Below are 8,339 nucleotides of genomic sequence, written 5' to 3' on the forward strand. Positions count from 1 at the left end.
GAGGTAAATTCCAGGGCCGGCACAGGAGTGAAAAACATACAGGGGCTTGTCAGGGAAGCCTGCAGGGAAAAAATAGAAAGGGACAAAAAAAGAGGTATTGTAAACAGGCCAGTGAGGGCTATGGTGGCGGGGATACCCAATGTTGGGAAGTCAACCTTTATCAATACCTTTGCCGGGAAGGCCTGCACAAAGACGGGGAATAAGCCTGGAGTCACCAAGGGAAAGCAATGGATACGGCTGAATAAAAATCTGGAGCTTTTGGATACGCCGGGTATTCTGTGGCCGAAATTTGAGGATCAGGAGGTGGGCAGGAGGCTGGCTTTTATAGGTTCCATGAACGATGAAATTCTGCTCAAGGGGGAACTGGCCTGTGACTTGATCAAAGTGCTCAGGCAGCTTTATCCGGATGCCTTAAGCAGCCGCTACGACATAGAGCTTCGGGGAGAAGAGCCGGAGATTCTTAAGGAAATTGCCAAGAGCAGAAAATGCTATTCCAAGGGGGAAAGCCTGGATATAGAGAAGGCTTCCGCTATTTTGCTGGAGGATTTCAGGAGCGGCAGACTGGGAAGAATTACACTGGAGCAGCCAGATGAAGGATGCGAGGATTAAACAGATATGAATAAAGTAATGAAAGAAATGCTTACTACGGGCTTGTATCTTTTATGTGTGCTGTGTATTACCTACTTTATTATCACCTTTGTGGGCCAGCGCACTGAGGTGGAGGGGGAATCTATGGAAACCACCCTTTCCGACGGAGACAACCTGATTGTGGATAAGATTACTTACCGTTTCAGTGAACCTCAGAGATTTGATATCATTGTGTTTCCTTTTCAATATCAGGAGAATACCTATTATATCAAGCGCATTATCGGACTTCCGGGGGAGACCGTGCAGATTGATCAGAACGGAACGATCTATATTAATGGGGAAATTCTTGTGGAAAATTACGGCAAAGAGGTAATTCGTGCGGACAATAGGGGAATTGCGGCAAATCCGGTTGTTTTAGGAGAGGATGAGTATTTTGTCATGGGCGATAACCGCAATAACAGCAGTGACAGCCGCACGGAAATTGTGGGGAATATCCATAGGGATGACATTATCGGCAGAGCCTGGCTGAGAATATGGCCCCTTTCTGAATTCGGCATTCTAAAGCACCAATGACGCAGAGGTGAAGGGATACATGAAAAAGATTGAGGAGATCAGGGAATTGTTTCAGGCAGCTTGTTTCGATGAGCTGCCTGAATTAATAGAAAGCTATGAAAGGGATGCAAGGCAGGGCGTGCAAAAGCTGGTAAGCTCTGCACAAAAAAAGCTGACCCTTTTGGAGAAAGAGAAAGAGAGACTGGAAGGACTTAAGGTCTATGAAAAAAAGTATGACAGCTATGGAGCTATCTGCGGTGTAGACGAGGCGGGAAGAGGCCCCCTTGCCGGGCCGGTGGTGGCGGGGGCTGTGATCCTGCCAAGAGATTGTGATATTTTATATATAAACGATTCTAAGAAGCTGTCCGAAAAAAAGAGAGAAGAGCTGTACGATGTGATTGCTGGGAGGGCCAGAGCCTGGGCAGTGGGGATTGTGCTGCCTGAGAGAATTGACGAAATCAATATTCTGCAGGCTACCTACGAGGCAATGCGCCAGGCCATAGGAAAGCTTACACTTATGCCGGAGCTTCTTTTGAACGATGCGGTGACCATTCCCGGGGTGGATATCCCACAGGTGCCCATTATCAAGGGTGACGCCAAGAGTATTTCCATAGGAGCTGCCAGTATTATGGCCAAGGTCACAAGGGACAGGATCATGCGGGAATATGACAGCATTTTTCCGCAGTACGGTTTTGCGGAAAACAAGGGCTACGGCAGCCCGGCGCATTTGGAGGCGCTGCGCAAATATGGTCCCACTCCCATCCATCGGAAAAGCTTTATCAAAAACTTTGTGACGGATTAAGATTTGAGGAAGCCTATGAAACTGACACAGCTATTTACGGGAGAAAAGCAGATAGAGGATGCAGCCAGGGCAAAGAAAGAGGCTGAGAGCGCCGGAACGGGAAGCAAAGCTTCATTGGGACGGCAGATACGTGCGCTTGTACCGGGGCAGACACTTCGGGGAGAGGTTATCTCCAGAAACGGCAGTGAGGTCTCTGTGCGTCTTGCAGAGGATATGGTGATAAACGCCAGAGTGGAGCGCAGTCTGAATCTGGAAACCGGAAAAAATATGACCTTTGAGGTAAAAAACAACGGAAGCACGTTGGTTTTGAGCCCTCTGTTTGAAAATATGGCAGCCGACGCAAATGTGCTGAAGGCCATTGAAATGGCAGGACTGCCTGTGAATGACACCACAGTATCCATGACAGAGCTTCTTATGAGGGCAGGACTTTCCATTGATAAAAATACCCTTCAGCAGGTATACAGAGAGGCTGGAAGCTTTCCTGACGCAAGCATAGAGGACATTGTGGACCTGCACAAGCTGGGGCTTCCTGTGAATGAAAATAATCTGGCGCAGATTGCTTCCTATAAAAATTTTACCTATCAGCTGGAGACAGGGCTTTACAGCCTGATGCAGGAGCTTCCCAGAATGCTTGCAGAGATGGCGGCAAAAGGTGATGTGCAGGGGGCGGTCAGGCTTCTGCGGGAGATTTTTTCCTTGCTGCAGGAAACAGTAATGCCTGCCGGGGAGACTTCTTTGACAGCAGAACAGCTTCCTTCGGGATTGAATGGAACAGTCCAGATGCGGGCACAGGAAAGTCCGGCAGGGCAGGCTGTGCTTGAAGCGGTGTTTGGACAGCAAGGCAAGGGACAGCCGGAGGTACAGCCTGGAATGGAACAAGTGCAGGCCAGTCAGGGCCAGGCAGTACAGACAGAACAGGGACAGGTGTTGATACAGCAGGGGCTGGAAGAGCAGGCAGCGGCCCAGTATGGGCCGGAAGGACAGTCTGAGATAGAACAGGGAGCAGCACAGACGGAACAGGTGCCGGTGCAGCAGAGTCTGACAGAGCAGCCAGCAGGGAACCGTCCCTCCATGGGAGCTTCCCTGGAATCGTCCCTGGAGAGCCTTCTGAAACAACTGTGGGCTGAAAAGGGTTTGGGGAAGGAAAGCGTCATAAGAGAAATCCGGGCGGCTCTTTCACAAAACCTGCAGGAGGGCTTTACGCTGACCCTGGAGGAGGCCTCGGATTTAGGGCAGGTGGAAAGGTTTTATCAGCGGCTGGGCAGACAGCTGAAGGCCCTGACACAGGTATTGGAGGAAGGGGGGCAGACAGCCTCCGGAGCTTTTAAGGCTGTTTCGAATCTTTCCGGAAATTTGGATTTTTTACAGCAGGTAAATCAGCTTTTTACATATATACAGCTTCCGCTTAAGCTGCAGCAGGGCGGCGCCCACGGGGATTTGTATGTTTTTACCAACAAAAAAAATCTTGCGGCATCCAAAGGGTCCCTCAGCGCACTGCTCCATCTGGATATGGAGCATCTTGGGCCGGTGGATGTGTATGTGACAATGCAGAGTGAAAGGGTAAGCACACGGTTTTATGTGAAGGACGAGGAAATGCTGGACTTTTTGGAGCAGCATATGGAGCTTTTGACAAAGCGGCTGCAGAAAAAGGGCTATGACTGCAGCTTTTCCATGCAGGTGAGGGAAGAAAAGGAAAAGAAGACGGGGGGCATGGAACCTTTCCTGGGACAGGAAAGCCATGTGCCTATGGGACATTATGCTTTTGATATGAGAGCATAAGAGAAGGCGGAAGGGATGAGAGGAGACGTGGCAGAAAAGGAAAACAGGACAAAACAGGCGATTGCCCTGGAGTATGATCCCAGTGAGGAAGCGCCAAAGGTAATCGCCAGCGGCAAGGGGATTTTGGCGGAAAGGATCATTGAAAGGGCAAAGGAGCATGATGTACCCATCCACAGAGACGACAAGCTGGCTGATACACTGTCCCGGCTGCAGATCGGCGATATGATACCGCCGGAGCTTTACGAGGTGGTGGCGGAAATCCTGGTTTTTGTGGATTCTATGGATAAGCTGAGAAGCAAAATGAAAAAATGACAGAGTGAATGGGCTGTAGAAGGGGTGAATTTGAATCAACGGGAAACAGGGACAAAAAAGGAACAGCTTGCAGCAGAATATCTTAAGCAGCGGGGAGTGAGAATCCTGAAACAAAATTTTCGGGGCAGACAGGGAGAGATCGATATTGTAGGGATTCACCAGGGGTATCTGGTGTTTGTGGAGGTAAAGTATCGCAGAACCCACAGCATGGGAGGCGCGCTGGAGGCTGTAACGTTAAAAAAGCAGCAGAAAATCTGCAGGACGGCAGATTTTTACCGCTGCAGCCAGGGAATTGGAGATTTTGCGCCGGTGCGCTATGATGTGGTCGCCATACAGGGAGAGGAAATCCGCTGGATAAAAAATGCTTTTCCACACAGGTATGCAGGAGGAAGATAATTTGTGTTTCAGATAGTGAGAGAAGAGAGAGTATCAGGAAAGGTTTTGAAGCAAAACTGTATGGGCGGGGTGGAGTATCTTACATTCCGGCCCTTGAGGCTTCTGGACTTGCGGAACATTTGTTCAGTACTCGTCTGGGAGGGTGCAGCAAGGGGATTTTTTCCTCCATGAATCTGAGCTTTTCAAGAGGTGATGATCCCGGGGCCGTGCTTTCTAATTATGAACGCATTGCTAAGATTCTTCACTGCAGTGTAGCGGACATGGTTTCGTCGAAGCAGACTCATACGGTAAATATCCGGCTGGTGACGCAGGCAGACCGGGGAAAGGGGATTGTACGGCCTCTTGACTATACGGATGTGGATGGCCTGATCACGAAGGAGAGGGGAATTGCTCTGGTGACCACCTATGCGGATTGTGTGCCCCTTTATTTTCTGGACCCGGTTCATGAGGTGATCGGGCTTGCCCACTCCGGCTGGCGGGGAACTGTGATGGAGATGGGAAGGCATATGGCGGAGGCCATGTGTGAAAATTTCAATACCAGACCTGAGGAGCTGATTGCTGCCATAGGCCCCGCCATCTGCAGTGACTGTTACCAGGTGGGAGACGATGTGGCCGGGCAGTTTAAAGAGATGGAAGTGGGCTTTTCGGACTTTCTGGAGGAAATCTGGGAAAAGGAAACCTTGACCGGAAGGGGAGGAAGCCTGCCCCGGGTATTGCGGCCCGGAGGCGCCTGCGGAAAATATCAGCTGAATCTGTGGCTCGCCAATTTGCTGATTCTTAGAAAGGCGGGAATTCCCCTTGAGAGGATATCTGTAGCAGATGTCTGTACCTGTCATAACCCTTCCTATTTGTTTTCCCACAGGGCATCTGGTGGCAGAAGAGGAAATCTTGGTGCGTTTTTGATGTTGAAAAAGAAACCGGAGGAATTGTGTGAAAAATCACACTGATGTGCTGATTTTTCACACAGCTATTTGTTTCCGAGCGAAAACAAATAGCCATGATGGCAGACGCAAATTTGATATTTGCGTCGCCTCTTCGCGACAAGTCGCTCAGAAATGAGGAATAAAATGGCAAATATTTTAGTTTGTGACGATGACAGGGAAATTGTGGAGGCCATCGAAATTTATTTAAGTCAGGACGGTTACCGTATTTTCAAGGCATATGACGGCGAGCAGGCCATGGAGATTTTAAGGAAAGAGGAAATTCAGCTGTTGATCATGGACGTTATGATGCCGAAGCTGGATGGAATCCGCGCTACCTTGAAAATCCGGGAAAACAGCAGTATCCCTATTATTATCCTGTCGGCAAAGTCGGAGGATGCGGACAAGATACTGGGGCTGAATATTGGGGCGGACGATTATATTACAAAGCCTTTCAATCCACTGGAGCTTGTGGCAAGGGTAAAATCCAATCTGCGGCGTTATACCTCTCTGGGCAGTCTAAGCGGTGAGAGCAAATCCGTTTATCAGGTAGGGGGATTGGTGATAAACGATGATAACAAGCAGGTGACTGTGGACGGCGAGCCCGTGAAGCTGACTCCCATTGAATATAATATCCTGCTGCTTTTGGTGAAGAATCAGGGCAGAGTGTTTTCCATTAATCAGATATACGAGAGCATTTGGAATGAGGATGCCATCGGGGCGGATAACACGGTTGCCGTGCATATCCGGCATATCAGGGAAAAAATAGAAATCAACCCCAAGGAGCCACGATACATTAAGGTAGTGTGGGGCGTGGGATATAAGGTAGACAAGCAGTAGAAGCGAGGAGTCATGAAAAAGCCGACGTTTAAACGATTAGGACTGGAACTCATACAGCATCTGATGGCTATGGGAATTATGATTGCCATAGCTGGAATTTTATTTCATTCTTTTTTGACGGTAGAGTCTTTGCATGGAGTGAAAACCTATCAGATCGATCCTTTTTACACAGAGCCTGTCTTTGAGGATTCAGAGGTTTATCAGGATATCTTCAGGACGGCGGTGTCCGATGTCATGCGCCTGGCAGCCATAAAGTCCGAGCTTGAAACAGATGGAGAATTTGATCCCGGCAAGGAAGTGGATGTGACTGCGTTTGCAGAAAAAAGAGGGCTGGGAAACGACTGCGCCATAACTGCGGTATATGAGCTGGAGGATTTGATCAAATGGGGAAGAAACGGAGTGGAATACAATAACAGAGTGATGAGCATGTCCGATTTTTTGAATTATTTCGGACAGGTGGTTTCTGCGGAAAACTTTGCTCTGGATGAAAACGGACAGCTTTATTTCCGGGGATTTTATACGGGAAGGGCTGAAGTGGTGGACTGGGATGCGGATGCGGAGATGCCGGAGATGAGGGCAGAGGAGGAAGTGGCCGCCATAGAGGAAGCCCTGGGGGAATATACCAATGAACAGCTGGAGGATATGGCGTTTTCCTATATTATGGCGGAATATCCCGATGAGATCAGCGTATCCCGGGAGGATGACGGCAGCTTGAATGTATATTTCCCGCTGCTGGTGTGCAGGTATGAGACTGTGGACGGGGAGAGACAGCTGATTTCCTATGCGGATAACTGGGTGGATTATATGAAGCTGCAGGCAAACCTTACGGAGGCCATTGAAACCCTGACGGCGGAATATCAGCAGTATCAGGCCTGCAATGAGCTTTATCAGGAAGGGAATACCAATCTGATGTATATGGTGCGCATGACGGTTGACGAAGTCACGAGAACCTACACCAATGTGTCACAGCTTATGGAGGAGCCGGACAGTGAGGTGACGGAATACTTTTCCGAATACAGAAGATATCTCATTTATTATCCGGACAGCCTGGAGTTTACCGGCAATACGGTTTTGAGTGAGGATGAAATCCATCAGTATATTCAGGAGTATGCCTATGCGTATCCGGAGACCACGCACATCTGGATAGGCGTGGATAACACCTATGCCGTTTCTGGGGATGCTTTTTACAATGCACACAGCGCCTTTGACAGGATCGTGCCCAATATAGGGGTGATTACGGCGGCAATTATTGTTCAGGCCCTTGTATGGCTGAGTCTCTGGGTGTATTTGACCGCTACTGCAGGTGTGGGCATGGATGAAACCGGGAACCGGGTGAAGTACTTAAACGGCATAGATCATGTCTGGACGGAGCTGTGGGTGATTCTTGGCATTCTTGTCTGGTATGCAGCACTCTGGGGACGGGATCAGCTTCTTGAAATCGCAGATTCCGTATTCGCCGATTATGCAAGATTGTCCGGCGGGTTCATGCTGTATGAATACGGCTGCTTTGGAGCCTACGGCATCTGCGTGAGCGTGTTTTTCAGTCTGATTTGGTACAGTCTGGCACGGCGCCTGCGATGCGGAAATTTCTGGAGGGACAGCCTTCTATGCAGGCTTTTAACCTGCTGCAGGAATTTTGTGAAATTTATTTTCCGCCACAAAAATTCGGCGGTGAGTACCCTGATTCCTTATAATTTGTTTTTATTTGCAAATTTTGCTGCAGTTATCCTTGTGTATATGCTGCAGGAGCATAAAATGCTGGCGGCTGGTGTGATTTTCCTGGCGGTGATTTTGGATGTGACCATAGGAATGCTTTTGTTCCGCGACAACGGGGAACAGATTGAAATTGTGGAGGGCATCAACAGAATCCGGGACGGGGAAGTGGATTTTAAGCTGGACGTATCAAGCCTCCACGGAGCCAACAAGGAGATGGCGGATGCGGTGAACAATATTGGCGAGGGAATCCGCAAGGCGGTGAAAACCAGTATGAAGGATGAACAGATGAAAACGGATCTGATCACAAATGTATCCCATGATATTAAAACGCCGCTTACATCAATCATTAATTATGTGGACCTTTTAAAGAGAGAGGATTTTGAGGATCCGAAGATCCGGAATTATCTTCAGGTTCTGGAAGAAAAGGCATATCG

Annotated in this window: 9 protein-coding genes; all 9 read left to right on the forward strand. The window is 48.9% G+C overall.

Annotation, left to right across the window (positions count from 1 at the left end; all coding sequences use genetic code 11):
• On the forward strand, window positions 1-609 hold a 609-nt coding region (gene ylqF, locus AC1WIP_RS07380; RefSeq protein WP_481141247.1), incomplete at its 5' end, for a ribosome biogenesis GTPase YlqF.
• Window positions 610-615: 6 nt separating this feature from the next.
• A complete protein-coding gene (gene lepB / locus AC1WIP_RS07385; RefSeq protein WP_481141248.1) occupies window positions 616-1,161 on the forward strand; it encodes a signal peptidase I in 546 nt (181 codons plus the stop codon).
• A 19-nt stretch (window positions 1,162-1,180) separates the two neighbouring features.
• The gene (locus AC1WIP_RS07390) at window positions 1,181-1,942 is read left to right on the forward strand and encodes a ribonuclease HII (RefSeq protein WP_481141249.1); all 762 of its coding nucleotides are present in this window, start codon (window positions 1,181-1,183) and stop codon (window positions 1,940-1,942) included.
• A gap of 15 nt (window positions 1,943-1,957) precedes the next feature.
• Window positions 1,958-3,721 carry a flagellar hook-length control protein FliK gene (gene fliK, locus AC1WIP_RS07395; protein WP_481141250.1) on the forward strand — a complete coding sequence of 588 codons (1,764 nt, stop codon included), beginning with the start codon at window positions 1,958-1,960 and terminating at the stop codon, window positions 3,719-3,721.
• Window positions 3,722-3,736: 15 nt separating this feature from the next.
• On the forward strand, window positions 3,737-4,033 hold the full coding sequence (locus tag AC1WIP_RS07400; RefSeq protein ID WP_318704155.1) for an EscU/YscU/HrcU family type III secretion system export apparatus switch protein: 297 nt from the start codon (window positions 3,737-3,739) through the stop codon (window positions 4,031-4,033).
• A 30-nt stretch (window positions 4,034-4,063) separates the two neighbouring features.
• On the forward strand, window positions 4,064-4,429 hold the full coding sequence (locus tag AC1WIP_RS07405) for a YraN family protein (RefSeq protein WP_481141251.1): 366 nt from the start codon (window positions 4,064-4,066) through the stop codon (window positions 4,427-4,429).
• Between the two features lie 167 nt (window positions 4,430-4,596).
• Window positions 4,597-5,376, forward strand: a complete 780-nt coding sequence (pgeF, locus tag AC1WIP_RS07410; protein ID WP_481141252.1) for a peptidoglycan editing factor PgeF — start codon at window positions 4,597-4,599, stop codon at window positions 5,374-5,376.
• Window positions 5,377-5,496: 120 nt separating this feature from the next.
• On the forward strand, window positions 5,497-6,189 hold the full coding sequence (locus tag AC1WIP_RS07415) for a response regulator transcription factor (RefSeq protein ID WP_318704157.1): 693 nt from the start codon (window positions 5,497-5,499) through the stop codon (window positions 6,187-6,189).
• Between the two features lie 12 nt (window positions 6,190-6,201).
• Window positions 6,202-8,339 (forward strand): histidine kinase dimerization/phospho-acceptor domain-containing protein (locus AC1WIP_RS07420; RefSeq protein WP_481141253.1); only part of this gene is annotated, 2,138 nt, incomplete at its 3' end.

The organism is Acetatifactor sp., assembly GCF_982438285.1.

Excerpts from the sequence above, each read along its gene's own strand:
- lepB (WP_481141248.1), top strand. The coding sequence starts at position 616 with ATGAATAAAGTAATGAAAGAAATGCTTACTACGGGCTTGTATCTTTTA.
- AC1WIP_RS07390 (WP_481141249.1), top strand. The coding sequence starts at position 1,181 with ATGAAAAAGATTGAGGAGATCAGGGAATTGTTTCAGGCAGCTTGTTTC.
- fliK (WP_481141250.1), top strand. The coding sequence starts at position 1,958 with ATGAAACTGACACAGCTATTTACGGGAGAAAAGCAGATAGAGGATGCA.
- AC1WIP_RS07400 (WP_318704155.1), top strand. The coding sequence starts at position 3,737 with ATGAGAGGAGACGTGGCAGAAAAGGAAAACAGGACAAAACAGGCGATT.
- pgeF (WP_481141252.1), top strand. The coding sequence starts at position 4,597 with ATGAATCTGAGCTTTTCAAGAGGTGATGATCCCGGGGCCGTGCTTTCT.
- AC1WIP_RS07415 (WP_318704157.1), top strand. The coding sequence starts at position 5,497 with ATGGCAAATATTTTAGTTTGTGACGATGACAGGGAAATTGTGGAGGCC.